The sequence below is a fragment of the Microcoleus sp. AT8-A3 genome (assembly GCF_036705675.1).
Lineage (GTDB): Bacteria > Cyanobacteriota > Cyanobacteriia > Cyanobacteriales > Microcoleaceae > Microcoleus.
In genome coordinates this window covers 26,981-51,945 of sequence record NZ_JAUBVD010000008.1, presented here as the reverse complement: position 1 = coordinate 51,945, position 24,965 = coordinate 26,981, and the positions used below count along the sequence as shown (strand labels likewise).

Annotated in this window: 25 protein-coding genes; 11 read left to right on the top strand and 14 right to left on the bottom strand. The window is 45.2% G+C overall.

Going from position 1 to position 24,965, the window contains the following annotated elements:
* Window positions 1–310: 310 nt before the first annotated feature.
* Both QUB51_RS06825 and QUB51_RS06820 read right to left on the bottom strand, forming a co-directional pair.
* The gene (locus tag QUB51_RS06825) at window positions 311–472 is read right to left on the bottom strand and encodes a hypothetical protein (RefSeq protein WP_333055576.1); all 162 of its coding nucleotides are present in this window, start codon (window positions 470–472) and stop codon (window positions 311–313) included.
* 7 nt (window positions 473–479) lie between these two features.
* Entirely contained in the window at window positions 480–1,478 is a 999-nt protein-coding gene (locus tag QUB51_RS06820; protein WP_333055575.1) for a hypothetical protein, read from the bottom strand.
* A 246-nt stretch (window positions 1,479–1,724) separates the two neighbouring features.
* Between QUB51_RS06820 and QUB51_RS06815 the strand changes: the two genes are divergently transcribed.
* The 4 genes from QUB51_RS06815 (at window position 1,725) to QUB51_RS06800 (ending at window position 4,644) form a co-directional block, all read left to right on the top strand.
* Complete coding sequence (locus tag QUB51_RS06815; protein WP_333038831.1) at window positions 1,725–1,997, top strand: helix-turn-helix transcriptional regulator; 273 nt, start codon at window positions 1,725–1,727, stop codon at window positions 1,995–1,997.
* Window positions 1,998–2,411: 414 nt separating this feature from the next.
* Window positions 2,412–3,728, top strand: coding sequence for a transposase (locus tag QUB51_RS06810; RefSeq protein ID WP_333208030.1), 1,317 nt, complete (start codon window positions 2,412–2,414; stop codon window positions 3,726–3,728).
* A gap of 130 nt (window positions 3,729–3,858) precedes the next feature.
* Window positions 3,859–4,140: a helix-turn-helix transcriptional regulator gene (locus QUB51_RS06805; protein WP_333055574.1), complete on the top strand. Its 282-nt coding sequence runs from the start codon at window positions 3,859–3,861 to the stop codon at window positions 4,138–4,140.
* Between the two features lie 234 nt (window positions 4,141–4,374).
* Window positions 4,375–4,644 (top strand): helix-turn-helix transcriptional regulator, encoded by a 270-nt coding sequence (locus QUB51_RS06800; RefSeq protein WP_333038826.1) that lies wholly within the window; start codon window positions 4,375–4,377, stop codon window positions 4,642–4,644.
* Window positions 4,645–4,767: 123 nt separating this feature from the next.
* Here QUB51_RS06800 and QUB51_RS06795 read toward each other — a convergent pair whose 3' ends face one another.
* The 3 genes from QUB51_RS06795 to QUB51_RS06785 all read right to left on the bottom strand — a co-directional run bounded on the left by QUB51_RS06795 (window position 4,768) and on the right by QUB51_RS06785 (window position 6,067).
* On the bottom strand, window positions 4,768–5,007 hold the full coding sequence (locus QUB51_RS06795) for a hypothetical protein (protein ID WP_333055573.1): 240 nt from the start codon (window positions 5,005–5,007) through the stop codon (window positions 4,768–4,770).
* Window positions 5,008–5,179: 172 nt separating this feature from the next.
* Window positions 5,180–5,593 carry an alternative ribosome rescue aminoacyl-tRNA hydrolase ArfB gene (gene arfB / locus QUB51_RS06790; RefSeq protein WP_333183163.1) on the bottom strand — a complete coding sequence of 138 codons (414 nt, stop codon included), beginning with the start codon at window positions 5,591–5,593 and terminating at the stop codon, window positions 5,180–5,182.
* 3 nt (window positions 5,594–5,596) lie between these two features.
* Entirely contained in the window at window positions 5,597–6,067 is a 471-nt protein-coding gene (locus QUB51_RS06785; protein WP_333055571.1) for a restriction endonuclease, read from the bottom strand.
* A gap of 77 nt (window positions 6,068–6,144) precedes the next feature.
* On the opposite strand from QUB51_RS06785, the gene QUB51_RS06780 reads away from it, so the two are divergent.
* Both QUB51_RS06780 and QUB51_RS06775 read left to right on the top strand, forming a co-directional pair.
* Entirely contained in the window at window positions 6,145–6,342 is a 198-nt protein-coding gene (locus QUB51_RS06780; RefSeq protein WP_333055570.1) for a hypothetical protein, read from the top strand.
* On the top strand, window positions 6,326–6,556 hold the full coding sequence (locus QUB51_RS06775) for a hypothetical protein (protein ID WP_333055569.1): 231 nt from the start codon (window positions 6,326–6,328) through the stop codon (window positions 6,554–6,556). Before QUB51_RS06780 ends, QUB51_RS06775 begins: the two co-directional genes overlap by 17 nt.
* Before the next feature lie 103 nt (window positions 6,557–6,659).
* Here QUB51_RS06775 and gnd read toward each other — a convergent pair whose 3' ends face one another.
* Complete coding sequence (gnd, locus tag QUB51_RS06770; protein ID WP_333055568.1) at window positions 6,660–8,114, bottom strand: decarboxylating NADP(+)-dependent phosphogluconate dehydrogenase; 1,455 nt, start codon at window positions 8,112–8,114, stop codon at window positions 6,660–6,662.
* Window positions 8,115–8,407: 293 nt separating this feature from the next.
* Here gnd and QUB51_RS06765 point away from each other — a divergent pair, with 293 nt between their 5' ends.
* The gene (locus QUB51_RS06765) at window positions 8,408–8,830 is read left to right on the top strand and encodes a hypothetical protein (protein WP_333055567.1); all 423 of its coding nucleotides are present in this window, start codon (window positions 8,408–8,410) and stop codon (window positions 8,828–8,830) included.
* 296 nt (window positions 8,831–9,126) lie between these two features.
* On the opposite strand, the gene QUB51_RS06760 is transcribed toward QUB51_RS06765, so the two are convergent.
* The 5 genes from QUB51_RS06760 to QUB51_RS06740 form a co-directional block, all read right to left on the bottom strand.
* Window positions 9,127–9,723, bottom strand: a complete 597-nt coding sequence (locus tag QUB51_RS06760) for a Uma2 family endonuclease (protein WP_333055566.1) — start codon at window positions 9,721–9,723, stop codon at window positions 9,127–9,129.
* 474 nt (window positions 9,724–10,197) lie between these two features.
* Window positions 10,198–12,063: an ABC transporter ATP-binding protein gene (locus tag QUB51_RS06755; RefSeq protein ID WP_333055565.1), complete on the bottom strand. Its 1,866-nt coding sequence runs from the start codon at window positions 12,061–12,063 to the stop codon at window positions 10,198–10,200.
* Between the two features lie 55 nt (window positions 12,064–12,118).
* A complete protein-coding gene (locus QUB51_RS06750; RefSeq protein ID WP_333259376.1) occupies window positions 12,119–14,944 on the bottom strand; it encodes a BPTD_3080 family restriction endonuclease in 2,826 nt (941 codons plus the stop codon).
* Between the two features lie 24 nt (window positions 14,945–14,968).
* Window positions 14,969–16,153, bottom strand: a complete 1,185-nt coding sequence (locus QUB51_RS06745) for a Fic family protein (RefSeq protein ID WP_333231093.1) — start codon at window positions 16,151–16,153, stop codon at window positions 14,969–14,971.
* Between the two features lie 155 nt (window positions 16,154–16,308).
* Window positions 16,309–18,918 (bottom strand): DNA methyltransferase, encoded by a 2,610-nt coding sequence (locus tag QUB51_RS06740; RefSeq protein ID WP_333259373.1) that lies wholly within the window; start codon window positions 18,916–18,918, stop codon window positions 16,309–16,311.
* 274 nt (window positions 18,919–19,192) lie between these two features.
* Here QUB51_RS06740 and QUB51_RS06735 point away from each other — a divergent pair, with 274 nt between their 5' ends.
* The gene (locus QUB51_RS06735; RefSeq protein WP_333231097.1) at window positions 19,193–19,411 is read left to right on the top strand and encodes a hypothetical protein; all 219 of its coding nucleotides are present in this window, start codon (window positions 19,193–19,195) and stop codon (window positions 19,409–19,411) included.
* A 38-nt stretch (window positions 19,412–19,449) separates the two neighbouring features.
* Here QUB51_RS06735 and QUB51_RS06730 read toward each other — a convergent pair whose 3' ends face one another.
* On the bottom strand, window positions 19,450–21,900 hold the full coding sequence (locus QUB51_RS06730) for a glycoside hydrolase family 31 protein (RefSeq protein ID WP_333259369.1): 2,451 nt from the start codon (window positions 21,898–21,900) through the stop codon (window positions 19,450–19,452).
* A 158-nt stretch (window positions 21,901–22,058) separates the two neighbouring features.
* Between QUB51_RS06730 and QUB51_RS06725 the strand changes: the two genes are divergently transcribed.
* Complete coding sequence (locus tag QUB51_RS06725; protein WP_333102649.1) at window positions 22,059–22,472, top strand: element excision factor XisH family protein; 414 nt, start codon at window positions 22,059–22,061, stop codon at window positions 22,470–22,472.
* Window positions 22,460–22,795: a XisI protein gene (locus QUB51_RS06720; RefSeq protein ID WP_333102648.1), complete on the top strand. Its 336-nt coding sequence runs from the start codon at window positions 22,460–22,462 to the stop codon at window positions 22,793–22,795. The genes QUB51_RS06725 and QUB51_RS06720 overlap by 13 nt, the downstream gene beginning before the upstream one ends.
* 329 nt (window positions 22,796–23,124) lie before the next feature.
* On the opposite strand, the gene QUB51_RS06715 is transcribed toward QUB51_RS06720, so the two are convergent.
* Together QUB51_RS06715 and QUB51_RS06710 are read right to left on the bottom strand one after the other, a co-directional pair.
* Entirely contained in the window at window positions 23,125–23,484 is a 360-nt protein-coding gene (locus QUB51_RS06715; protein ID WP_333055558.1) for a group 1 truncated hemoglobin, read from the bottom strand.
* Window positions 23,485–23,667: 183 nt separating this feature from the next.
* A complete protein-coding gene (locus QUB51_RS06710) occupies window positions 23,668–23,889 on the bottom strand; it encodes a hypothetical protein (RefSeq protein ID WP_333055557.1) in 222 nt (73 codons plus the stop codon).
* Between the two features lie 245 nt (window positions 23,890–24,134).
* Between QUB51_RS06710 and QUB51_RS06705 the strand changes: the two genes are divergently transcribed.
* A complete protein-coding gene (locus QUB51_RS06705) occupies window positions 24,135–24,737 on the top strand; it encodes a 2OG-Fe(II) oxygenase (protein WP_333055556.1) in 603 nt (200 codons plus the stop codon).
* Window positions 24,738–24,965: the final 228 nt, after the last annotated feature.

Genomic DNA, 24,965 nt, shown 5'->3' with positions numbered 1-24,965 from the left:
CCATTCGCACCCAGCCCCTGACTCAGTGCAACTGACAGCCCTGACTTGCTACAATCCAGCTAAAAAAAGGGATTGCTGCGACAACTCCCGCCACCATAGAGAAATAACACGATTACCGAAGCGTTAAAAGATAAAACAACGAACACTTACGAATTTAGAAGCATTACTCGATCGCCTAAATCTTGGACTCAGACACCAAGCCTAACTGATGTCGATCGCCCCCCTGCATCCCCAAATGATATGAAATCAGATCGATCGCCTACCAGCCCCTTCCGGGACACGGCTGTGATGCCGTGTCCTTACCCGTAACTTATCGGCGACAGCCTTCGGCGATCGCCCTTAACACCGCTAGCCGCACTTCTGGATGAAATTTCTCAAGCCCGTTAGCCCGAAAAATCCAGTGTCCGCCGCCCGCGTGCTCGATCGCAATTTTCTGACCGTCAGGCAAAACTATTTGCCACCAATTCAACACACTGGCTTTAATAAGGTGGCACTGAATTTCGTTCAGTTGAGCCTCCATTAATTTCAGTTGACGCATGATAGGATTTTGGGCAGATGACTTCATGATTTTTCTCATTAAATGAATTCGACTGTTTCTCGGCTTTGATTTCAGTTTGCCGATTTTTTAACTTAACTTCACCTTCCGAAGTTTTCGCCTTAACTTCCCTTTCCGAAGTTTTCGCCTTCACTTCCCTTTTACCACCTTTTGGCTCAACTTTGACTCCAAAACCTTTAGACTTAACTTTTCCTGGGGCAGAAGTTGAAGTCGTTTCCGTGGTCGGCTTCTTAAACTCCGCGTCTAATTGGTCTAAAATCTCCTCTTGTTCGGGAGTATGTTCCGCTGGCTGGTCTGAATTTCTGGGATTGTATTCGCCAACCAACCTTGCCAAAAATTCCGAAATTGACAGTCCGGCTGCGGCTGCTTTTTTCGTTAAAATGGCGTAGGTGTCGGTTTTAATCCGAATTTGTTTGAGCCGGAGGTTGGGATTGTTGTCAACGGTTTCAGCAATAGTTACTGCCGTAATCCTTTCTTTGGGTATGACATCGACAACTTCTTGCCACTTTTCCTGTAAACGACAGTCGCCGTATTGGTCGGTAATTGCGTGTTTGAACAAAGGGACAACTTGAGCAACGCAGCTAGGCAAAATCTCAAATCCGGCTTTAATTAAGCGCAGGCAAATGCTCGCAGCTTTGATAATTTGCGTGCAGTAAAAATACTGCCTGCCTAATGCTTGTTCGCAGTAACTTTTAAAAGTTTTGAATTTGTCTTTGTACAATCGCAGCTTTCGGATGGCGTCCAGCATGATTCCTTGACGCACGTAGTCTAGGAATCCCCTTTTAATTTCGCCTGTGAGGTAATCTAAATCGTGAAAGGGAGATTGATTCTGGATTTCTTCTTCAAAGTCTAGCAGCGGGCCTGCAAAGTGAAAGTTGGAGGCGACATCGCCTAGGTAGAAGTTGTCAATTGATGTGGACATGATCTGGAATGGTTCGAGAAAGGGCACGATAGCACGGAAGTTGTGCGATCGCAAAGTTGAAGTTTTGGTCTGGATCTTTGATACAATTTTGAGTTGGGCTGTCTTGTGAGGTCGATCGACCTTTTACATGGCATCACCTCAAGGCGGTTATTCAAAACTGTAGGTTTTGGCTGTTCGCCCTGACCGGCCAGCTTTTGTTCTGTCACTTGTATCTCATTATGAGATGTCGATTTAAATTTGTCAAGTATGACATCTCAATTTGAGATTTATGTTACAATGTCATCAAGAAAAGAACGAAGACAGGAGGGCAATTCACCATTGGAAGCCCTAAGAATCAACAAAACAGACTTATCACAAGATGAGTTTGCTTTTAGATGCGGGATTCCCCGGGCCACGTATCATAGATGGATATCTGGAGCCACAGAACCAAAATTTTCTCTCTTTCAGTTGAAAGCTATTTGCCGAGAACTAAAAATAGAAAAAATCGATGAACTTCCAGAGAGCTTTGGGCCGAATTAGCAATTAAATTAAACCAACAGTTAAAAAATTATTACTGCTGATACAATTTTGAGTTGGGCACTCCTGTGAGGTCGATCGACCTTTTACATGGCATCACCTCCTCGGCGTTGAGAAAAAAGGGGCTTGAGGTATGCGCCCAACCCCCGAAAATACGCTTGGCTATGCAGGCATAATTGATAGACACGAAAAATAAGGCGGTTCTTCAACTAAACCAAAAGGAGTCCCGCGCTCTACCTGTACCTAGGTGAGCGTCGGGAGGAATTTGCGTGAGCCAGGAGAGCCGTCCCGAACCAAACCGATGACTTTATGTGTCGGAAAGTTCGGGGCGGTCGATGAGCGAACAAATAATTTTTGCTACACCACTTGCTTTTTCCATGTTCACGAGATAGAATTTTCTCAGACTTCGTGAAAGTAATGCCTCAAATAATCACCGCCAAGCTAAAACTCAACCTGAATGCCGAGCACAAAGGTTTGGTGTCTCAGACTACCTTGGCTTATCGCGATGCCTTGAATCATACTTCGCGAGTTGCTTTTGATGCGAACAAAACCAGCAATGGCGCTAAGTTGCAAAAGGCTGTTTACAACGAATTGCGTGTTCGATTTGGGCTGGGCGCTCAGATGGCTTGCAATGTACCCAGACAAGTGTCGGCAACCTACAAAACACTCTGGACTAAGGTAAAACAATCTAACGATGCTATTGCCAAAGGATACACCAAGAAAAGGTACAAAGGACTAGACCAGCCCCCTAAGTATATTTCTCGAACCTGTACCTTGAATTATCAGCGCGACTACTCGTTCAAATCCGAGCAGAGGGTGAGTATTATTACCCTAGCTGGTAGAATAGTAGTTTCGTATGATGGCTACAACAAGCATCTGGATTTGATTGCCAAGGGTTCCAAGTTTGGAGCAGCTAAAATTGTCTATCAGCGTTCCTCTAAGGTTTACTATTTGATGGTAAGTATTGAGGTAGAAACCCCTGAACTCGACCCACTGAAAATAACTAGAGTTTCTGGCGTTGACGTGGGGATGCGCTACTTAGCCGTAGAAACAGACTTACAAAACAAGTCGAATTTCTACTCAGGTTCCGACGCTAGACATAAAGCCAACCGCTATCATAAAGCTAGACAAACTCTTCAGCGTAAAGACACTCGTTCGGCAAAGCGCAGACTAATTGCTTTGTCGGGAAGAGAAAGACGGTTTATCGCTGACGTGAACCACCAAATTAGCAAGGATATTGCAAAACCTAATACTTTGATTGGACTGGAAAACCTAACCGGAGTTCGGGAGAGAATTAAGTCCAAGTCTGGTAAAAAGGCTAGCAAGAAACAGCGAAGAGCTAATCGAAATAAAGTTAAATGGTCGTTTGCCGAATTGCACGGCTATATTGACTACAAAGCTAATTTGAACGGCTCTTTAGCTACTAAAGTCCCAGCTCATTATACTTCGCAAAGCTGTCCAAAGTGCGGACACACATCAGCAGGCAATAGACCAAAAAAAGGGCTATTGTTTCGCTGTGAATGTTGCGGACACGAGCTTCATGCTGATTTGGTGGGTGCGCGAAATATTGCCATGAGAACGTTGCTTGTCCGGCAGGACTGGACGAGTACGGGGAGCTTGTCAGCATCCCCTAATGTGTCGGGCCGTGAAACTAAAGCTGAGATTCTGCAAAGATTCTCGGAATTGCGGTGGAGCTCAGATACAAGCCCACATCTCCGGCGGTACTCCGCTTGATGCTGGGTAGTTGACACCTGCATTTTGACCTTGGAGGCTCGTTGAGCGGCCTTTGTTTTGCCTACTAACATGAAGTTTACGTCTTATTCAAGCCTTTGTTAAGACGTAAACTTCATGAATATTTCGTCCCATGATAGAAGAAGATTTACAAGAAAAGGAGAAGTCTCCATTGAGACTACTCAGAGAACAAGCTGGACTAACACGCCCTCAAGTCAAAGAAAAAATCGGAATTTCCGAGCGAAGACAAGCTGACTGGGAATTAGGCAAGGCCCTACCTAATGCTGAAAACATACTTGCTATGGCTAACCTGTACCAGGTTTCTCTAAAAACTATGTTTGAGGTTTTAGGATTAGACGTAACCAAAATTCCCGATGACTTACCAAGTCGTGAGTCCTCACCGAACGATAACTAACCCGCAGGGGTTTGTCCATGTCTAGGGAAAGGGGCTTGAGTCATGCACCCAAGCCCGGAAAATACTAAGGGTATGCAGGCATAATGGGTAGAAACTACAAATAAGGCAGCTCGCTAAACCAAAGCGTTTCCACCGTCCGGCTAAAGGAGCCGCCTTTCTGTTGTCTCTATCTTAAACAACCTTAGTTGTATTTTAGCGATTTGTCAACAACTTTGGTTGTGAATTTTCTATGATATGCCCCGAAAGAAACAAACTCAAGAGTCGAAAGATATACCAGCACTGCAAATCTTGCGGGAGGCTGTTGGTTTATCACAATCCGCGTTAGCAAAACAAATTCCCGACAAGACTCGCACAAAAACCTTAACTCAGCAAGCCATTAGCAAATGGGAACGAGGACTAGACGAACCCGAACTGACCATTGCTCAAATGAAAGCTCTTTGCAAAGCTTTGGGAAAAACGCTTAACGATTTACCTAACGACTTAGGCCCACCAAATCCCGACTGACAACATTTGTTGCTTGGTTCTAATTAGACCAACCTAAAAAAGCAGATTAGATGCCCGACTTCTTCAAGAAGTCGGGCATCTAACAAGCAAGTTATAAAGAGGATATTAAAGTAGGATTTGGTATTACTTACGGAGAACAGAAGTGATAATCACCGTGATAGTGGCGCTTGCAATCAAAGTGAAAGCAAGTTGCACAACCCATTGGGTAGCTTTCTGGTAGTTATCGAATTTGTCATTGAATCTGTCGGTTTTGTCATTAGTTTTCTCAACATCAGTTGATAATTTCTCAACTTCTGCCGATAGCTTGTCTAGCTTTTCAATAACATCGGCTAGCGTCGGCTCGTTAGGTGCAGTAGTTGTCATTGTTGTTTCCTAAAACTAACAATCATCACCTACAATTATATCCTAATTTTAATAGGAATTGATATTATAGCCATCCTAAATCATTTGTGAATTTCTTACTCCCTCCCCTTGATAAGGGGAGGGTTGGGGTGGGGTCAAAAATTTACGACTCCTGCAAGGATTGCTATATCAATCAATCCGTAATTTTCCCTCTCAAAGCTTTAATCTGCCCTCGCTTGGTTTTGCTGTCGAGACGCTTGCGCTGGGAACTACGAGTCGCTTTGCTGGGTTTGCGCCTTTTCGGTATGACGATCGCACTTTTAATCAGTTCTTGCAGCCGTCTCAAAGCCTCTTCCCGGTTTTGTTCCTGGCTGCGGTGTTCCTGAGCTTTGATGACAATCACACCTTCGGAGGTGATGCGCTGGTCGTTGATTTGCAACAAACGCTCCTTGTAGCGATCGGGCAATGAGGAAGCTGGGATATCAAAGCGCAAGTGAATCGCACTCGCCACCTTATTGACATTTTGCCCCCCCGCGCCTTGAGAGCGAATCGCACTAATCTCGATTTCGCCATCAGGAATGAACACAGTATTAGAAATTTGTAACATGATTTATTGATAATTCTTAGCTGTGAGTATAAACTCAATTAGTTTTTTTCGATCCCATAACTCTACATCGTTAGATTGAGCAAGTTTGCAAGCGTTTTCTGTAAATCTGTTGTTAGTGATTACTCTACCTTTATTTCCTTTGTAATGTCTGACGGCTCCTGCTACTTCTTGAACTGCTTTAATCCCAACTGGATTTTTGCTTCTTTTGGCTTGAACCACGGTTTTTGAGCCATTTTTGTATAAAATTAAATCAGCCCCATAATCTTGACTATCTTGAGTTAAAGTAACACTATAACCCAAGTTCCTAAAATGGATATTGAGAAATATTTCAAACTCTTTACCAGTCATTTCATCCACTTCCAGAATACCACTATCTAATAAACGTTTTCTTTGATCTTCTTCTGTTAATTTATCAAATACCAATGCTGCAATATCACTGAAAACGGCTGCTGCTCTCACTATAAAAGGTTTCATAAAATTACATTTATTTTAAAGGAGTAGTTATAATTGTACCAGATTTGCTCAGTACAGGCTCAACTACACATCAACCTATGCCATCATCAGGAGTTCAATACTTAATTATCAATGCCCTGGAAACTCTCGACTTGCTCATCTGGAGAATATATGATGAAGAAAAGGGCTTTTGGTACATCGAAACCCCTAGTCGAGTTTTACCAAGGGCTGCTATACTACAAAGTGGCGAGATTATTCGTATAGACGAGCTGGAAGACTATGACGAAACCGCATGATATTAGAAGAGAACAAGACCGCAGATTGGGAGAATTAATGGCGATCGCACGTCAGCGATTCCTCGATGCAGGCGGCGATCCTCGACACCCGCCATCAGGTATAAAAGGCGATGATTACATGACAGACGCAGAAAGACAAGAAGCACTGACGATCGCCCGATCGCTCTTTAACGACGAATATATTAAAACCTATCTCAAAAACAAACGTCAATGAATTTTAGATTTTAGATTCTAGATTTGAGAGGCGAGCCCACGGATGAAGCGGTTCAAAATCCGAAATTAGTAAGGTGCGCCGAAACGCACCCTACAAAAATTAATTAGTCCGTAGTACCGGTTTGCAGCGACTCTTTAGCAGTCTGCGTCCACTCAGAGTGGAAGAATTCACCGCGCGGTTTGTCGGTGCGTTCGTAGGTGTGAGCCCCAAAATAATCACGCTGAGCTTGCGTGAGGTTTTGTGGCAATCTTTCGCGTCGGTAGCTATCAAAATAGTCCAGCGAGGCGCTAAATGCTGGCACTGCAATCCCCAGTTGGCAAGCAGTAGCTAACACGTCTCGCCAAGCCGATTGGCGATCGAGAATGCTCTGTTTGAACTCCGGCGCTAACAGCAAATTCGGCAACGTAGGATCGTCCTTGAAAGCTGTTTTAATCTTGTCCAAAAAGCCAGCCCGAATGATACAGCCACCCTTCCAAATTCGGGAAATTTCGCTCAAACTCAAGTCGTAATTGTAGGACTTCGATGCCGCGCTCAACAGCGCCATGCCTTGAGCGTAGGAGCAAATCTTCGAGCAGTAAAGCGCATCCCGGACTTTATTCACAAACTCTTTAGTATCGCCTTCGTACTTGCCGCTAGGCCCGGTTAGTTCTTGGGAAGCTTTGATGCGCTCGTCTTTGTAAGAAGACATGATTCTGGCATTCACAGCAGCGATAATTGTGGGAATGCTCACGCCCAATTCCAAAGCACTCATTACAGTCCAGCGGCCCGTACCTTTCTGACCGGCTGCGTCCATAATTACCTCAACTAAGGGTTGCTTAGTTTCCGGGTCAATGTACTTGAAAATATTAGCCGTAATTTCAATCAAAAACGAGTTGAGCTCGTCTGTGGTATTCCATTCGGCAAAAACTTCCTGCAACTGCTGGCCGTTCAATCCACCAACGTTTTTGAGCAAATCGTAGGCTTCAGCAATGAGCTGCATATCACCGTACTCAATGCCGTTGTGAACCATCTTCACGTAGTGGCCAGCGCCACCAGGGCCGATGAATGTGACGCAGGGGCCGTCATCTACTTGAGCGGCAATTTTGGTGAGAATTGGCTCTAGTAGGCCGTAAGCAGTGCGGGTGCCACCGGGCATCAAACTAGCACCATTCAGCGCGCCTTCTTCGCCGCCGCTGATTCCCATGCCGACAAATCCCAGTCCGATCGATTCTAAATCTTTGGTGCGGCGTTCGGTGTCGTCGTAGAGCGAGTTGCCGCCGTCAATAATCATGTCGCCCGGTGACAGCATGGGTTTGAGCTGGTCGATGACTGCATCTACGGGTTTCCCAGCTTGCACCATGACTAAGATTCTGCGCGGGGTTTCTAGGATATCGACGAATTCTGTCAGAGTCTTGGCGGCTACAATGTTCTTGCCGGGGGCGCGCTTGGCCATGAAGTCGTCGGTTTTGGCTGCGGTGCGGTTGTATACAGCCACGGAGAAGCCTCTGCTTTCGACGTTGAGCGCTAGGTTTTCGCCCATCACTGCTAGACCGATTAAACCAAAATTTTGCTTTGTCATGCTAATAACCCGCTGGTTGTTCCCGCTTGATGATAGGTTTGCGAGAGAGGAAAGCGAGGCGGGGTGTACCGCTTTCCGGTGGACTAAAAGTATTGGACAATAGACCTAGGAGGTTTAGGTTTATTTTTATATTCTCAGAATTGCTGTTTGGTAAATCAGTAGGGTTTTTTTAAGATTTAAGGGATATTAATGACGCCGACAGGTGATGATAAGGCAGGTATTATGTCGATCGCGGTAACGGTAGATACAAACAAGCGGACATTTTGAGGAAAATTGAGGAGACTGTTGTAACTATGGAAGATTTGCAGTATCTCGCGGCCTGGGTGAAGGAGCAACACGCTCGCGAGTATATTTTGACTTGGCTGCTGAGTCAACAGGGGCTGTGGTGGTCTGATGGGGATATTTATCAGGCCGTTTTGCAAAAGTCGGGAAAGCTTTTGAAAGCTTATGTTCAAAAAAGGCAAGCGGGAGAGTTATTTGAGGGAATTTCTGAGAAGTTGGGAGGAGATGAGAATTGGGATGATTTGGCGGCGAGTTTGGCGCGAATTCTTGCGGTTTATCAAGAGGAATTATCGCATTTGCAAGAGCGCGATCGCAAGGGGGATGGGGTAAAAAAAAATTTGATTAGCCAACCGTTGACTGGAGATCCTTTGCCGCTTTTGGAGGTGCAGCAAGCTTTGCCCGATCCTTATGCGGATACGTTGACGGGGAGATAATTTGCGATCGACTTTTTGGAGGCACAAGAATCTCAGAAACCGGGTTTCTTCCTATATCTCTCGTACTCAACCAAAAATTGTCGCAGAAACCCGGTTTCTCGCCACGCAGTTAATCCCAAAAACCGGGTTTCTTCCTATATCTCTCGTACTCAACCAAAAATTGTCGCAGAAACCCGGTTTCTCGCCACGCAGTTAATCCCAGAAACCGGGTTTCTTCCTACATCTCTCGTACTCAACCAAAAATTGTCGCAGAAACCCGGTTTCTCGCAACTTGGGCGACAGTTCTCGATCTAGATTCAAGGATTGAGAATAGGTGTAATATCTAGAAGAAATCCGGGAAGTACATCTTCACCCGAAAGTGTAGGCGGTTGGTCAAAAGAGAAATTAATCACTTCTGCTACATCTTCAGACAAGCGATAGATTTCTACTAAAGGCGTTTGGGGGTCAATTAGCCAACCTAAGCGACAGCCGTTAGTTCGATAATACCGCATTTTAGCCCGCAATGTTTCTAGGGAATCACTTTGCGAACGCAATTCTATTACAAAGTCCGGGCACAGGGGAGGAAATTTGCGCTTATCTTCTGCGGATAATGCTTCCCAACGTTCTAGGAGTACCCAAGCAGCATCAGGGGAACGCTTCGCACCGTTGGGTAATTGAAAGATAGTGGAAGAGTCAAAGACTTTTCCCAATCGAGTCTGACGATTCCACAAACCGAGTCCCAGGTTGAGATCCGAATTTCTGATGCCGCTTTCGCCGCCTGTTGGAGGCATAATAATTAGTTCTCCTTCGGGGGTTTGTTCTAATCGCCACTCTTCATTAGCGATGGACAATTGATAAAATTGTTCGTCGGTTAAAGCGACGGATGCAGGTAGGTTGAGAGTTATAGTTTCCATCGTTGATATTATCGCCAACTAGCTTGGTTTTATTATAACTCGCACTTTCTGACAATTTTCTCAAAAAGATCGCACGCTCAGAAACCGGGTTTCTTTCGATATTTCTCGTGCGAGGCGGAAAATTGTCGCAGAAACCCGGTTTCTCGCCACGCAGCTAATCCCAGGAACCGGGTTTCTTCCGATATTTCTCGTACTCAACTGAAACTTGTCGCAGAAACTCGGTTTATCGCCACCTAACGAGAGAAATTAGAGCGCAAATCCGCGATAATTGATCGCAATCACCCGCGCTTAATTCCCCACGCTAACCCACAAGTCCGCCGGGGGTTGAAAACCCCCGTCTCATAGCAAAAGTCCTCTCAAAGAGGACTGAAAGACACATTTTTGAACAAGCATTGCAATATCTCCTCAGTCGGTTTCAACCGACTTTTGCTATGAGACAGGGGTTAAAACCCCTGGCGGACTGTTTGTTTAATTCTAAATATAGCTGCTAGCTTGACGGGTGAACATTGAGCAGTAAATTCCGTTTGATGCTATCAATTCGTCGTGAGTTCCTATTTCTGCTATTTTACCGTTTTCCATGACGGCGATGCGATCGGCAATTTTTGCTAATCCCAATCTGTGACTGATGACTATGGTTGTTTTCCCGGCGGCTATTTGGCGGAAGATGCTGTAAATTTCGTGTTCTGTCTTGGGGTCGAGGGCGGCGGTTGGTTCGTCAAAAATGAGCACTTCGGCTGTAGAAAGCCGCATTAAGGCGCGGGCGATCGCAATTCTTTGCCACTGTCCCCCCGATAAGTCTATGCCGTCTTCTAATTGTTTCCCCAACGGAGTCTCTAAACCTGCGGAAAGACTATTTACTTTGGCGCTAATTCCTGCTTCGGAAATAGCTTCATTAATTGCGGTGTCATCTGAGAGTGAAAGCAAGTCGCCGAAACCGACGTTTTCGCGAACTGTGGAGGGGAAACGGGCGTAATCTTGCATGACGACGGCGATGCGCGATCGCACGTATGCTAGAGAGTACGATCGCAAATCTTTGCCGTTCCAGTCGATCGTACCGCTTGTCGGATCGTACAGTCTGCCGAGCAGTTTGCCAAGGGTGGTTTTACCCGCGCCATTTTCACCAACAAGCACTAGCATTTCACCCGGATTAATGGTTAAGTCGATATTTGCGATCGTGCTTTTATTGCTACCGGGATAACAGAAAGATAAATGCTTAATCTCGATGCCAATTTTATCTTTTGTGGGGCAGGCATCTAGCCCGTCTTCTGGTAAACTAGGCAGGCGAGATGCTACATCTCCAAGCGGAGACTGCAATTCTGGTTTGAGTTCCAAAAGTTGAAAAATCGGAGTAACACCGAGGGAAATATCGTACAAATTAGCATAATTGCCTATAAGTAACTGCAAACTTTGCTCCACCTGAACAATCAAACCCGAATACAGCGCCAAATCTCCCAAAGTATAGCGCCCTCCCAAAGCTCCCATTACCACATAAACAAAGGGCAAAGCTACTCCGATTCTACTAAACACTGACCACAAAAGTAAAACAATTGCTCCTTTTTTTCGGATTTGCTGCATCTCGCTAAAAAATTGCAAAAACTGCTCCTGCCAGCGTTTGAGCCAAAGTTCCTGCAAGCCAAACAAACGCAATTCTTTAGCATATTCTTCGCCCGTCAGGACTCTAGCGGACAAGTTCATCTCGCGGCTGATTTTAGCTTGCTTTCTTTGAACTCTCCAGATGATTTTGCTATATTTTCTTTGGATGTAAATTGAGGGACAGGATGAAATCAACATCACCACTGGCACCCACCAAGCTATTGCAGCAGCAAGGCCTATCGATGGAATAAATATAAAAATTCCCGTGATGGTCATGCTGATGGTAAATGCTAGTTGCTGTATTTTGAATACTCCGGTTTTTGCGAGTTCTACTATATTTAATAGTTCCGGGTTTTCAAACAGGGCAATATCGTCGAAATTGGCGACTTTTTCGAGGACTTTTCCTTCGACAAAGCCTTGAACGCGATCGCGCAAAGATGTCGCTGCAAAAGAACTCATTGTGTCTAGGGCATCGCCGACTAACCTAAGACTTAAGACTCCGCCAATACTCCACAGCAATATTGGTCGGGAAAGCATCAAAGCAAGGGGCTGTGCTGTTTGGGTTTGCGACAGCAACCGAGATACTTCATCAATGATTAATTTATCTAAAAAAAGCACGACCGATGGGGCAGCACCGCTGATAATGTTGAGTATTATTAAATTGCGGAGTTCAATTGGTGCGGCTTTGATTATCATGCCCAAGCTGCGCCACAGAGCTTGGAATGTGGTAATTTGGATGGGTTGCATTATTTGTGGGTAGGTGTCGGGTCTACTCATCCCCGGATGATATATTATAGTAACTTTATCTCAACTGAAATGCCGCTTTTTCCAAGATTAATCGAACATCAGCCGGATTTGTGGATACATCATACTGCCAATAACCAAAACCACCATGCTGGTTAACAGCTTTAATCCACTGATCGAGAAATACCCATTTAGCCTCATCTTGACGAGTTTGTTGCCCTTTAGTTTCTAGAATCAAAAAATTGCCATTTTTCAGACGAACTATAAAGTCGGGGCGATATTTCCGAACAACTCCGCCAAAAATATAGAGAATCTCAAATCCCAGGCGATCGTTTTTCACCCAAGCATCTACAATATGATCGTTTCTTTCTCGATCGAGTTCGTAGGCTTCGCTGGCTTCCCATGTACTGTCAAAGACGCAGCAGTTGATGTGAGATTTACGAGTGTAATCACAAGGTTTACCTGTGTACCAGGAACGCATATCACCTGTAGATCGGATTGGATGAACTGGATCGAAAACTGGTTCAATTCTTTCTGTATTTTCTAAATAAATAGCGTTCCAGATGTGTTCAACGACTTTTCTCAGATTAAGAGTGATCAGGATACGTCGTCGGATTTCGTCTCGATTGAACAATGGCGGAGTAATTTGGATAAAATCTGAGTGGATGAATTGTTCGACTAATTGAATCAGTTTTGCCAGTAAGTATTCTCGATTACCTTTCCAGCCGGGTTTCATCTGATCGAAAATATCTCTAGCAACCTCAAAAGTGATTTTTTGCATCCGCTGTTTTCGACCTAAATCTTCTAGATCGATCGCCTTTATTTTCGTGACATCGGGTTTGCCATCGACACTGGGAGCGAGGTCTGCTAGGGTAATATTGTCAGAGGCATTTAACTTCAAAGGCTTAACCTGACTCAAATCGAGTTTGAGTTCGGGTTTATAAATGTAATCAATGCGAACGATATTGGGAAAACTTATTTCAAACTGCTGCTTTTCAGGATCTGGTTTAATTTCAGTTTTAGGAGTAGGGGGTGGAGGCGGAGTTCCTTCATCGGATTCGTGGGGAAGAAAGGTAAAAGGAACACCAAAAATATTAACATATTCGGCTTCAAGTAGGTTTGTTTCTGGGTTGATGTCGTAAGTAGTTCTCCGTAAACCTCTACCTACGACTTGTTCGCAGAGAAGTTGGCTGGTGAATGCGCGAATCCCCATAATATGCGTTACAGTTTTAGCGTCCCAGCCTTCAGACAGCATCCCAACTGAGATGACATTTTGAATCTGTTCCCCAGGCTTCCCAACTTGACCAACCGTATCCACCATTTGCCGTAAAAGTTCTGCCTGTTCTTTCTTAGAAAGTTTGCGAATAGGCTCATCATCAGAGTTATCATCTTCGGCAGTCTCTGAATTTGTGTCTTGTATCTCAGTGCTTTCCTCTTGGGATTCTGCCATTTTCAGAACGTTAGAATCTATGTGTAATGTGTATTCTGGAATGCAGAGTTCTTCGACCTGAATTTTGTTATGGTCAAAGGCATATTTGATTCGCGCAGCAGTTTCGGTACGGTTGGCGATCGAAATCATTGCTGGTGGAACTTTATGCCCAGATTCTTTCCATGCTTTCGCAGTTTCCAGCCAATCTTTTCCGAGTAAGAGGTAGCCGTTGTTGAGCAAATCAGGAAGCGATTCATTGGGCTTGGCTTTACGATTTACATCATCGTAAACTTCTGGATCTCGATAAAGATGGTAAAGGCGGGATTTGAAATCTTGCACGTTGAGTCTTGCATCGTCGCGAATCACAACGCGGGGAGTCTTGACTAAGCCAGATTCGATCGCATCATTTAAGCCAAAATCACTGACAATCCAGCCAAAGAGAGCTTCTTCCGAACTCTTTTTACCAGACGGGGCGAAGGGTGTGGCGGAGAAGTCAAAGCAGGTGAGGATTTTTCTAGCTTGGTGGATGCGATCGCACCCACCAACCCACTTAGTTGCCTCATCTAAGTCTTCTTTGCTGACACCTTTAACTTTGGATTCAGCAGGAATGCGCCATGCGTGGTGTGCTTCGTCGTTGATGACAACAATGTTGCTGGAGTTGGCAAGTTCACCTAAAACCTCTCTTGCGTAGGCTTCATTACTTTTTGCACCACGTTTATCAACTCCTTTTTTCTTTTTAATTTGTTCCTCTGTTTCCCAGTTAAGGGCGTGCCAGTTACGGATTAAAACTTTGCCTTGACGAAGTTGATCGAATAAGCCCAGAGGAACAATATTGAAAATTTCGTAGTAGCTATTTTCAGCAGAGGGAAGCAGAACTTGCAGACGATTCTTAACTGTAAGTCCGGGGGCTATGACAAAAATAGCTTTGGAAAAGCGGGAGTCTTGGGGATAGGTAACTTTATTGAGAATTTGCCATGCAATTAACATCGCCATGACGATTGTTTTGCCGGAACCTGTTGCCATTTTGGAACAGAGGCGTTTGAAGTTTCCCCCATCGGAAGGAATGTCGATGCCAACTTTTTCAGACGGGGGGGATTCAGTTAGCCAGATTAGGGTTTCTATGGCTTCTAACTGACAGAAAAAGAAGGGAAAGTCCCGTTCTTCGGAGTTGTGCCAGTGTTCTAGCAGACGCTTGGTAACGCCTGTAACGCCGGGGTGTCCCTTATTGCACCAAGCTTTGACGCGGGGACGGATTTGGTTAACTAGAGGAATTTCGACAAATTTGCCTGGATCGTCGAAGGTTTTGGAGCTTTCCGAAGCAATGATATAGCCTGCGGGTCTTCTTCCTTCTGCAAGGCTAAATAGGCGAGAAGTGCGATCGTAGTGCCAATATTGTTTCGGTTCTTCGTAGGGAGAATTGATAATGAGTTGATCGATGGTCGTTTTTGATGACATAAGATTTGCTGTATTCAAAAAATATTAACTTTGAGTTGAGGGTATAGAATCAGATTTTTCTGGATTGATTAATGTGTAGCTGCTTTCAAAAAGATCGAGATAGGGTTCGTAACGATAAAGTCTGTTGCGTTGCCAACCTGTAACTTCTTGAAGCAAAGCAACTTCTACAAATTTATCGACTATTTTACTAGCAGTTGCGTAAGTACATTGCAGTTCATTTTGTACCAAACGAATATTCACAATTGGCTGGTGGAAAAGTAAATCTAGCAAGCGCAACCCATAACTGCTACTGGAAATTTGCTGACCGATAATTTCGCGGTGTTTTTCGCGCATTTCCAGAATAGAACGGGCTGTGGCTGTGGCTGACTGGCTGACTTCAAAAATACCTTGAAGAAAAAACTTTAACCATCCTTCCCAATCACCATGAGTGCGAATTGCCATCAGGCGATCGTAATATTCTATTCGGTGAAATTTTAGATAATGACTGAGGTATAGTAAAGGCTTTTGCAGGATTCCTTGCTGACAAAGCAAAAAAGTAATTAGCAATCGTCCAATCCGTCCGTTTCCATCTAAAAATGGATGTATTGTTTCAAATTGAGCGTGAGCTAATCCGCAATGAATCAGTACAGGTAAAGAATTGTTATCGTGCAAAAATCTCTCTAGGTTATCGAGAGATTGGTGCATTTCTGCAACTGTTGGAGGTACATAGGCCGCAGTACCGAGGTTACAACCTTGAGGGCCAATCCAATTTTGACTTTTCCGAAATTCTCCTGGTGTGCGATCGCTTCCTCGCACATCTTTGAGTAATTCTGCATGAATTTCTCGCAGCAAGCGCAGACAAAGTGGAAATTCTTGAAGCCGCTTTAAACCGTAGTTCATAGCGTTAACGTAGTTAACAACCTCCTGCACATCTTTAAAGCGTTCTTGACCTTTGACATCAATTTCATATTGAAGTACGTCCTCTAGGGTGCTTTGCGTCCCTTCAATTTGAGAACTAAGAACGGCTTCCTGACGGACGTACATCGCTACGAATAGGTCAGGGTTGGGCAAAATAGAGGTAGCACCGTCCAGTCTTCCCAAAGCGCGATCGGCATTGGAGAGCAAGCGATGGAGCTCTGCGTCCATTTTAATGGGCGGTTCGGGAGGGAGGGGCGCTGGAATGAAGGCGCTGTATCCTTCAATTTGTTGGACGTATCGACCAGATCGCATAGTTGGGTGACGGAGGGACAAAGGTTGAGGTCTTGTTATCTTATGTTATTCCAGTGAAATAAGACGGCTGGCTCGGAATCTTATTATACTAAAAAGCTTTTTAGTATAATAAGATTCCCAGGACAGGCCAACTCGACCGCATTGCTAGAGAGCAATTATGGCGTTAACCGAATAATTTTCAAACTTTCAATCCCGCGATCGTCCACAATTTTAACAGCAACACGCTGATATTCTCCTATGTCAAAAGGCAAGGATACAGTGCCTTGATAAGACTCAATTAAATCTTCATCAATTTCGGCTTTGAGATTGCGGGCTAGACGCGACCAAGCATCTTTTTCTCCTGCCATCGGGAAGAAAACCTGACGCGGGAAAACGCTTCTGCCATCATAATCGGTATCTAACATCCATACGGCAATTTTTTCAACGCTGCCAGACTCGATATTTCCAGTCTTGGTGTTGTAGTAATCGAAGCCAAAAACTTCTACTTCCCACTTATCTTTATTTTCGCCTTGATCAATGCGGCGGAGGGCGACATCTGGTTGACCCATCAGCCAGAAGCTATCGTTACTGGCGCGTTTTTTCTTGAGGTCTTCTGTCTGCATATCCATGTTCATTTGTGCTTTCAGAAGCGTGACACCCGGCCAGTTGGTTTCGTCGATGTCTTTGGCCGCTTCAGGGTCAAATTGAAAGGCGGCAAAGATAATTAATTTAGGTTTTGGTACTAAAGTTTGTGCTTCTTCAATAGCTTGAGTGACTTGGCGTTGTTCTAGGGGTGCGTGTTCTGGCCCGAAAGAAATCACAACTCGCATCGGTTTATCATAAGTGCCGCCAGATTCTTTGACGGTATTTGATCCCAAATCGTTAGGTTTGGTTTCGGCATCGGCATGAAGCCAGCGAGTACCGGGTAAAGCTTCCACTCGCGAAAACAGGATGTATTGCCCGTTTTTACCGCGAATTCCTGTTTTTAGCATTTCATCACGCCATTCTGATTGTCGCAGAGTCTCCCCAGAACGGGCAATTGATTGGTCAGCAACGGGTGGATTGATAACATCATCAATTGGTTTGACTATGGGGGCGGGGACTGCCTCGACTGTAAATGGGCCAGTAACTCTGGCTCTGGATTTATCTAATAAAGGTTGGTCGTAGAGGGTTTCTTGGTCGGCATATTTATTAATAGCTTGTTCGATTTGTATGCGGTTCATGCCTTCCCGAATTTCTGGGTTATTGGCAATAGATTTGAGGGTGATGTGAGGGACTGTTTTGTATTTGAAACCACTGCCTACGCCTTCCTGGGAATTTGCAAGTTGGTAATAGTCAAATGTTGCAGTCATCAAGCGTTGTTTTGCCAGGGTTACTGCGACTCTTGAGGTATCGCAGGTTATCCATCTACGTCCCCATTGTTCCGCAACATAGGCAGTTGTACCGGAACCACAGGTTATGTCGAGAACTAAGTCGCCTGGATCGGTGGTCATTAAAAGACAGCGTTGAATAACTTTCGCATTAGTCTGAACAACGTAAGTTTTATCTGGAGTACCGGGTAAATCTTCCCAAAGATTCCCAATAGGATTGGCTGGGAAGTCCTCCAAAAATTTAATGTAATTTAAGCTTGCACGTCCCGAATGTATTCTGTTAGCCCAAATTAAACGCTGAAATCCTTCGACAGTTGTAGTCCAAGTTCGGTTTTGTGGCGGCAAAAATGTTTTACCTTTGAAATGCAAAGGAACTTTTTCATGCTCTTTAGCTGGACGGTTTGAGGAAAGTGTTACATATCTAAAAAATTTAACTTTCTCAGAAGCTAATTCAACTTTACTTGCAGGAATTATTGTCCCATCTTCTAAAATAACTTGATCGTATCTTTCTCCAGTGCTATGTCCTTCACCAGCTACCATTTCTTTAAATAACTGATTGTATTTTACTTGCTTGATTAACTTTGTATACCAAATAATAAAATCGCAAACAGGTGGTAAAAGTTTTGTTGTTTGAGCGCCAGTTTTTTTCAAAGAAATTATACCTGCGAAATTAGCTGCTCCAAAAGTCTCATCCATTAAAATTCTAACTAGATGCACATTCTCATCAGAAATCTGGACAAAAACACTACCACTTTCCGACAATAAGTCTCTCGCTAACAACAATCTATCTCTTAAATAAGTCAAATAAGAATGAATCCCCAATTCCCAAGTATCCCGAAACGCTTTAATCGTTTCCGGTTCTTGACTCAAATCCTCATCTTTCCCATCTTTCACATCCCGCTTATTCACAAATGGCTGAAAATTTGAACCATATTTAATCCCATAGGGCGGATCGAAATAAATCATCTGCACTTGTCCCGCCATTCCCTCTTTTTCTAATAGGGAATTCATCACTAAAAGCGAGTCTCCCGCAACTAAGCGGTTACTCCAATTATGCTTGTGCTTGTAAAACTCGATCGCCTGTCGAATCGGAGGATTTTCTTCGGGTGTTTCAAATAGAGATAACTGTACACCCTGACTTTGATTTTGCTTCCGCACTGCTTCAATGATGCTGCGCGGATCGATGCGTTCGTGAACGTGCAGCGAGACTGTAGGGACTTCAAAGCTAGTATGTTCTGCTTTTCCAGCCCAAACTAACTGAGGGTCAAGGTGAGGATCGTAGGCATATTGTTTGCTATCCCCATCTGGATCGGTGTCTGGCGTAACCAGTCCGACGGGTGGGTTATTTACCCTTTGTTGGTTTTCGTGGTTGTATTGCCCGATCGCTCTTTGGTCAGGTTTCTTTTGCCTCGCCATACGATTTCCTTATACCCTCAAAACCTTTACCTTACAATTTATCCCACACCTTTGCCAAATTTGTTAGATGTTTTTTGGGATTGCTCTAGTCTGCTAATATCTTGGCTATTCTTGAAATGAATTTTATCTAGCCACAATGGAATCATATCGTTTCCGGTTGTATCGTCGGGCGTAGGGGCGGGGCGGGTTTATAGAATTTGTCAATATTTATCAAATATCTCGGCGAACCCGCCCCTACAGAATCTGATTAGATACAATTCCGAATTAAACGGAAATGATATCGCAGGCTGAGTTCGATCGACTGACATCTTGCAGCAATATCAATAAGAGGATTTTTCGTGGGGTCGGGCGGGTTTATAGAACCTATTTGCAAGCTTTAAGGCTGTTGGCGAACCCGCCCCTACGGCTAATTGAGAATGGTGCAAGATATCAGATCGAGGGATACGATCGCCCTTTCCATCTCAAACTCTGCCAGATCGAGCGATCGCCCTGAATGAATCCCACCATAGCATAAACCGCTTTATGCCAAAACTATCCAAATATCAAACGCCGCACCGTACCGTCATCTGTAAATCGCTGTTCGCCAACGCCAACAACTTCCACAATAACTTCGCGTTCTGATATCAAAAATTGACCCTCGCGCGCGGCAATTTCAACGATAATTTTTTCCTCTTCCAAATACACCTTGTAATTAGTCGTAGCCCAGACACCTTTTTCGTGTTCAAAACTGTGTCCGTCGTCCTCATAAAGCGTCCATTCACCGCTTCCGGGCCAAATTCGCATTTTTAATGACTCAAGCGGTTCTTCGCTGACAAATTGCCTCACAGGTTCGATCGCCATTATGCCCCCACCCCGCACGTAAAGCGGCATTCTCTCCAAAGGTGCATAAGCCAAAATGTGCATCGGGCCCTGATAGCATTCACCCGTCCACCAATCGTACCAAGTCCCCTCCGGCAAATACACGGCGCGATGCTCAACTCCCGGCCGGTAAACAGGTGCAGCCATCAGCGACGGGCCGAGTAATACTTGATCGTAAAGGTGATAAGTTGTGCGATCGCGCGGAAAGTGATATAGTAGCGGTCGCAAAATCGGCGTTCCCGTCGTCGCAGCTTCCCAAAACAACGTGTAAATGTAAGGCAACAACTGATAGCGCAAATTGATGTATTCGCGGCAAATCTTCTCAGTGCGAGATCCAAAAACCCACGGTTCGTGCTGCGCCGTACTCATGGCCGAATGACCGCGCATCAAGGGATACAGCATCCCCACCTGCATCCACCGCGCGAACAATTCAGCCGTTGCATTCCCCGCAAAGCCGCCGATGTCGCAACCGACAAACGCCACGCCCGAAAGCCCCATATTGCAAAGCATTGGTAGCGACATTTCTAAGTGTTCCCACTGCGATTGATTGTCGCCCATCCACACCGACGAGTAACGCTGAACGCCCGCAAAACCCGATCGCGTCAGCACAAAAGATCGATCGCTCGATCGCACTTTTTGCAAGCCCTCAGCACAAGCTTTCGCCATCATCAACCCATACAAATTGTGGGTTTCCGCGTGGGTGGCGCGATCGGATTCCGGGCCTTGCGGTGCATCCAGGGGAAAGCTGATGTGTTCGCCGCCGTCACCAAAAGGCCGTTCGGCGATCGCAGGTTCGTTCATGTCGTTCCAAATCCCCGCAATCCCAATATCTGTCAGGGTTTTGTGCAATTCGCCCCACCACTGGCGCACCTCCGGCCGCAGGAAGTCGGGAAACACCGCTTTATCCGGCCAAACGTAACCGTGGAATAGCTTTCCCTCTGCGGTGCGGACGAAATAGTCATTTTCTACACCGCGATCGAATATTTCATAATCTGCTTCCGGTTCGTACTTGACACCGGGATCGACAATCGTGACAACCTTAAAACCCGCTGCTTTCAAGTCTGCGATCAGTTTCGCGGGATCGGGGAAACGCTTCGGGCTCCAGGTAAAAACGCGGTAGCCGCGCATATAGTCGATGTCGAGGTGGATGACATCGCAGGGAATCGCCCGATCGCGAAATTCCTTCGCCAACTCGCGCACAACGTCCTCGGATTCGTAGCTCCAGCGGCATTGGTGGTATCCCAGCGCCCATTTTGGCGGAAGCGGCATCCGGCCGGTTAACTGCGTGTAGGTGGCGAGAATTTGGGCGGGTTCCGGGCCGTAAATAATGTAGTAATCGAGTTCCGGGCCTCTGGTTTCCATCCGCAAAACCCCCGGTTTTTCGGCGCCGATGTCGAATTGACTCCAAAATGTCGTGTTGAAGAAAATGCCGTAAGCGCGATCGGGATTCAGGGCGATGTAAAATGGAATCGCCTGGTACATTTCATCGGTGAGGGAATTGTAGTCGAGGGAGTCGGTTGTCCAGTTTGTCTTGACTTCCGAGAGTTTGTCGAGAAAGCCGGTGCGTTGGCCGAAACCGTAGAAGTGCTCGTCTGCTTCGATGCGCTTCCAGCCTGCGGTTGCGCCGGTGCGCCATCCCATACTGGGATCGCAGTCGCTAGCAAAGGGTTTTCCCGATTTGTCGAAGCATTCGATGGAAGTGCGATCGCGCTTTACGGAAATCAATATTTGTGCGGTTTCAATTTCTATTTTTTCGTCTGTTTCTCGCACTTCAAATGGTATAATTTCCCACTCTTCGTCAGGGACGGTTATTGAGTGCGATCGGCTTTCTACCCCCCCTAGCCCCCCCTTATTAAGGGGGGGTTGGTCTATAATTTCTTCCTCCCCCTTGTAGGGGCGGTGCCCCCGTGCCCGCCCTAGTTGGGGGGGGTTTGGGGACATTCGCACTCGGATTAAATTCGGTGCGAGGATGCTGATATTTAGGGAGGAATTGGTACAGTTGAAGTGAATTGTGCGTGAAGCGCAGCTATCCCGTAGGGAATCGGTTTTATCGATCGATTGTACAGAGCCAATAATTGACCAAGGCTGTTCGGTTGTTTGGAGTTTTCCGAAGTATTGCGGCATACACTCTGACTCGAAATATTATCGATTTTGCTATGAGCAGTTAAGGGTTGTCATCTGGCAAAAGGCTGAACTATAGCCAAACTGAGTATTCCCCACCCGTAGCCAGGGTATAATGGGCGACAAGGAGCCGACATTAAGTTGGATGAGGTACTCTGAAGATGGCTAAAGACATTTACCACAATACGGTGAGAACGGCTCTAGAAAATGATGGTTGGACGATTACTAACGATCCCTTAACCTTGAAGATAGGAGGACGCTCGGCTTATATAGATTTGGGTGCACAGAAGTTATTGGCAGCAGAGAAAGAAGGTCAGCGGATTGCAGTGGAGGTGAAAAGCTTTATCGGCCCATCACCCGTACATGATTTGGAGCAGGCGCTAGGTCAATACATCATGTATTCACAAGTTTTGGAGCGGCAGAATTCGGCGCGTTTGTTGTACTTAGCCATTCCAGAAAGCGTGTTTTTAGATTTTTTTTCAGAGGAGCTGCCACAATTAATGGTTGAAATTAATCACTTAAAATTGCTAATTTTTGATGCGAACACAGCGGAGGTTAGAAGATGGATAACTTAGAGTTTTATCGGCAAACGATCGAGACCATTTTAAGAAAGTATGCAGAAATTCCCTATTCTTTTGGAGAAATCGATCAGCACTTAATTGTCGATCGCGATCGCAATCACTTTATGCTGTTTGATGTGGGTTGGCAGCAAAAACGGCGAGTGCATGGATGTATAACTCACGTCCAAATTATTGATGACAAAATTTGGATTCAACGCGATGGCATTGAGGATGGGATTACAAATGAGCTAGTCGAAGCCGGGATTGGGAAAGATCAGATTGTCTTGGGGTTTCAACCGCCCAACGCCCGCCCTCATACGGGATATGCGGTGGCATGAGGTTGCCGGCGATAGAGTTAAAAACCTGTACTTCACCGAAGAAACAATCAGCGTCGCTCTCATGGATGGCCGAACAATTACTGTACTTTACTAAATCTACTTAAGCTGTTACGCATTTAAAATAGTATTGTATGGTGCCACGGGCCGCAGCGTTTTTCTTGCCTAATAAGTGAGCGAGCTGACGAACCCTACAGGCTACTTCCTTCGCCTCGAAAGCGGTTCATTATATCCGGCAAAAAACAAAGTGGAGCTTTCGCTTCACAATTACGAAATCTCCACTTTTATCACTATTCTAGTGGCTGCAAAAACCCAGTTGCATTCACTCGATCTTACTTGTACAAAACAGCCTCTTTCAAAGTCGCGATCTTACCTAGCGCTTCATCGAGATCCTCTTGGGATGCGCCGTGGGCAACTATTGCATCGGTCAAATGCTTCACAATTGCATCAAAGTGTTCAGGCTGTAAATTCAAACCTGCGTGTGCTTTCTCCATTGAACGGCCTGAGTATTGCTTGGTGCCGCCAAGGGCATAGGAGATAAAAGCAGTTTGATGGCGGCGCTGCTTTTCCATGTCTGTATGATCGAAGAAGTGGCTCACTATCTCGTCAGCCAAAACATCGCGGTAAAAATCATCGACTATCTCTTTAATGGCTGGCTCTCCACCCATTTTTTCGTACAATGTTGTTGCCATATCGTTATCGTTTCAGCGAGTTATTTTTTTTCCCTTACTCTTTAATTATAGCTGGCAGCTTGGCTTTTTTCCACTGTGAAATGTTAATTTAATCTGAAATAATTACTGAGTAACTGTTGCGACTGCTGGTATTTCTTAGACCACATTCTCTAATTGTAAACTTTATTAACGTTCTCTCGCCAGTTAGATATTGTCGATCGCCCTCCCAGCAGTTTTACCTAATGCACGGATTGCTGGTTTTAGCAAGATGTTTCCTATACACCAGCAACACGCATCTGTTTTCCAGCTAGCAAACTCAAGAAATCGGTGATAAAACAGAGGCCGGATGCGATCGCGGAAATTGCGATCGCCCCTGCAATTGGACAAGTTAAAATAAATGGGCGATCGGCTTCCCAGCAGCATCATGTATAATTAAACTGCAAATATAATCGAATCACCACAACGATCGCCTGTATACTGATATTCTGCCGTTGCTAGTCGGTTGCGAGACTTCCGGGCGATCGCCCGCAGTTAAGAAAAACCTTTGACTTAAGTACGCGGACACAAATAAACATTATTATCTCATTGCGAGAAACGAAGCAATCCCAAGTCTGAGCGATTGCTACATTTCTATCTGCTGTTTCCTTGAACTTTGATGATTTTTGAGTGCCTTGAAATACTATAGTCAACATCCTAACGCTTTCTCGATCGACTACCTCAACGACTTGCGAGGAGCAATTCTAGCCTCCCCTTATCTAGCAATCAACAACCTCAATCGCGATTTCATTGGCACAAAAGGGTTTTCCGTCGTGTTTCAACGTGCGGAAATCGCCGAAGTAGAACGGCGGTTCCCTTTGTTCAAACCCTATCTAGACCAAGCATTACTGCCTGAATGCAATGCTTTTTACCTCAACCCTTTGTTGCTGGGTGAAGGTTCCCGCGTCGATCCGCATATCGATCGATCTTTGCGATCGTACTGCAAAACAGTTGAACCTCCCGCAGCCGTCAGCGTTTTGTACGTACAAGTACCGCCGAACTTGCAAGGAGGAGAATTGATACTGCGGCGCAACAAACAGCAAGTCGGCCAGATTAAGCCACAAGCCAACTCGCTGATCTATTTTCAAGGAGATTTGACTCACTCTGTCAACGCTGTTAAAAGTACCGGGACTCGTTTGAGTTTGGTTTGCGAACAGTACAGTTTGAGCGAAACAGAATTGCAAGATATTCCAGGATTCACAGTGGAATCTAGGGCCGCGAAAGCAAAAATTAAGTAATGTTTATTCGCTCCTGGAAGGGTGATAAATTCAGGACACGCTTAACCCGCCGCTTGCATCAAGGGTTCAATCACCGCCAACTTATGTGCTAGGAGATTATCCATAACAACTACTGCGATCCGAGTGGCTTAAGACCGAGCATTATGGGCGATCGGCTTAAGTAAAATCAAGTATAATGTTAGAGTTACTGAATTGTTATATGGTTAGAGTAACTTATAACATTCCTAA

Excerpts from the sequence above, each read along its gene's own strand:
- QUB51_RS06820 (WP_333055575.1), bottom strand. The coding sequence starts at position 1,478 with ATGTCCACATCAATTGACAACTTCTACCTAGGCGATGTCGCCTCCAAC.
- QUB51_RS06815 (WP_333038831.1), top strand. The coding sequence starts at position 1,725 with ATGACATCTCAATTTGAGATTTATGTTACAATGTCATCAAGAAAAGAA.
- QUB51_RS06810 (WP_333208030.1), top strand. The coding sequence starts at position 2,412 with ATGCCTCAAATAATCACCGCCAAGCTAAAACTCAACCTGAATGCCGAG.
- QUB51_RS06805 (WP_333055574.1), top strand. The coding sequence starts at position 3,859 with ATGATAGAAGAAGATTTACAAGAAAAGGAGAAGTCTCCATTGAGACTA.
- QUB51_RS06800 (WP_333038826.1), top strand. The coding sequence starts at position 4,375 with ATGCCCCGAAAGAAACAAACTCAAGAGTCGAAAGATATACCAGCACTG.
- QUB51_RS06795 (WP_333055573.1), bottom strand. The coding sequence starts at position 5,007 with ATGACAACTACTGCACCTAACGAGCCGACGCTAGCCGATGTTATTGAA.
- arfB (WP_333183163.1), bottom strand. The coding sequence starts at position 5,593 with ATGTTACAAATTTCTAATACTGTGTTCATTCCTGATGGCGAAATCGAG.
- QUB51_RS06785 (WP_333055571.1), bottom strand. The coding sequence starts at position 6,067 with ATGAAACCTTTTATAGTGAGAGCAGCAGCCGTTTTCAGTGATATTGCA.
- QUB51_RS06780 (WP_333055570.1), top strand. The coding sequence starts at position 6,145 with ATGCCATCATCAGGAGTTCAATACTTAATTATCAATGCCCTGGAAACT.
- QUB51_RS06775 (WP_333055569.1), top strand. The coding sequence starts at position 6,326 with ATGACGAAACCGCATGATATTAGAAGAGAACAAGACCGCAGATTGGGA.
- gnd (WP_333055568.1), bottom strand. The coding sequence starts at position 8,114 with ATGACAAAGCAAAATTTTGGTTTAATCGGTCTAGCAGTGATGGGCGAA.
- QUB51_RS06765 (WP_333055567.1), top strand. The coding sequence starts at position 8,408 with ATGGAAGATTTGCAGTATCTCGCGGCCTGGGTGAAGGAGCAACACGCT.
- QUB51_RS06760 (WP_333055566.1), bottom strand. The coding sequence starts at position 9,723 with ATGGAAACTATAACTCTCAACCTACCTGCATCCGTCGCTTTAACCGAC.
- QUB51_RS06755 (WP_333055565.1), bottom strand. The coding sequence starts at position 12,063 with ATGCAACCCATCCAAATTACCACATTCCAAGCTCTGTGGCGCAGCTTG.
- QUB51_RS06750 (WP_333259376.1), bottom strand. The coding sequence starts at position 14,944 with ATGTCATCAAAAACGACCATCGATCAACTCATTATCAATTCTCCCTAC.
- QUB51_RS06745 (WP_333231093.1), bottom strand. The coding sequence starts at position 16,153 with ATGCGATCTGGTCGATACGTCCAACAAATTGAAGGATACAGCGCCTTC.
- QUB51_RS06740 (WP_333259373.1), bottom strand. The coding sequence starts at position 18,918 with ATGGCGAGGCAAAAGAAACCTGACCAAAGAGCGATCGGGCAATACAAC.
- QUB51_RS06735 (WP_333231097.1), top strand. The coding sequence starts at position 19,193 with ATGATATCGCAGGCTGAGTTCGATCGACTGACATCTTGCAGCAATATC.
- QUB51_RS06730 (WP_333259369.1), bottom strand. The coding sequence starts at position 21,900 with ATGCCGCAATACTTCGGAAAACTCCAAACAACCGAACAGCCTTGGTCA.
- QUB51_RS06725 (WP_333102649.1), top strand. The coding sequence starts at position 22,059 with ATGGCTAAAGACATTTACCACAATACGGTGAGAACGGCTCTAGAAAAT.
- QUB51_RS06720 (WP_333102648.1), top strand. The coding sequence starts at position 22,460 with ATGGATAACTTAGAGTTTTATCGGCAAACGATCGAGACCATTTTAAGA.
- QUB51_RS06715 (WP_333055558.1), bottom strand. The coding sequence starts at position 23,484 with ATGGCAACAACATTGTACGAAAAAATGGGTGGAGAGCCAGCCATTAAA.
- QUB51_RS06710 (WP_333055557.1), bottom strand. The coding sequence starts at position 23,889 with ATGATGCTGCTGGGAAGCCGATCGCCCATTTATTTTAACTTGTCCAAT.